The sequence below is a fragment of the Gilliamella sp. wkB18 genome (assembly GCF_001690875.1).
Classification (GTDB): domain Bacteria; phylum Pseudomonadota; class Gammaproteobacteria; order Enterobacterales; family Orbaceae; genus Gilliamella; species Gilliamella apicola_A.
On sequence record NZ_LZHM01000013.1, the window covers coordinates 1 to 1,033 of the forward strand.

Below are 1,033 nucleotides of genomic sequence, written 5' to 3' on the forward strand. Positions count from 1 at the left end.
TACGCTTTGGTTCTGGAATATGGCACAGTTGCGGTTTAACGTTAGTCTAGCCAGTCGTGGCGATAAGACCACTTGATAATGCGCTTCTTCTTTATTCACCGATAATTGGCTAAACTCGGTGATAATACCATAAACCTTGCGAGTGCTTTTATCATTGGTAAAATCACCCAAGGCACGGATTGCAGAACTGAGCGCATCGCTTACAACAGAATTAAATGAGAAAGTAGCCGGTTGGTTTAAAAAAGCATCGGTAGATAGGGTTTTATTGGCACTGGTAAAAGTAATGGTGTAATGCCACAGCTGGTTTAAGGCCTCTTCGCCTTTGACGTTTAACACCGATATAGGAGTGCTGAGTTCATCAATGGTTAGTGTGTAACGGTTGTGACTAACTTTATTTGTTAATTGGCTAAGCAAATCTTTCCCTGCTTGTCCTGCTTGTTCGACGATTTTATCTAAATGTTTTACCATTTTTTTTCCTTATTATTGTTCGCATTCAATTTAATAAGTGCGTTTTACCCCATTAAATGGATTAATGATTAGTTGTTTTAAGGGGCATGAATAGATAGCCATAAATCTGGCGTTGAGGATTGTTACATTGATAGCGTGATTGCTTTGTTTTTATTAGAAAACCAAACAGTAAAGGACAATAATCAAATTTATTGTGAATAAACCAATGCAAATGAATGAATATCATGCTGCATAATGTGGGCATTTGATATACTAACAACCGAGACATCCTTACCTATACTACCTTGCTACTTATTTTTATTTAGTTTTGTCATATTTGTCTGTTTTTATCGGTAATTTTAATAATCAATAATGATAATTAAAATTGGGCATGAAAATTACACTATTTTTACATAATTTGCAATATTTAATTAAACTTAATTTATTGAAATTTAAGATAAGCTTAGTGAGTCATGTTTTTTTAGGTTGCTGCTTTTAAGCCCCACTTAAAATTTTATCAATTAAGTGGGATTAGGGTTTTAGCATTAAGATAAAGGGGGGATCCCTGTGTATACAGGGAACACTT

Annotated in this window: 1 protein-coding gene; it reads right to left on the bottom strand. The window is 34.5% G+C overall.

Annotation, left to right across the window (positions count from 1 at the left end):
- Positions 1–468, bottom strand: a 468-nt coding sequence (locus A9G48_RS00495) for a contractile injection system protein, VgrG/Pvc8 family (protein WP_176701976.1), incomplete at its 3' end; no start/stop codon positions are given.
- Between the last annotated feature and the right edge of the window lie 565 nt (positions 469–1,033).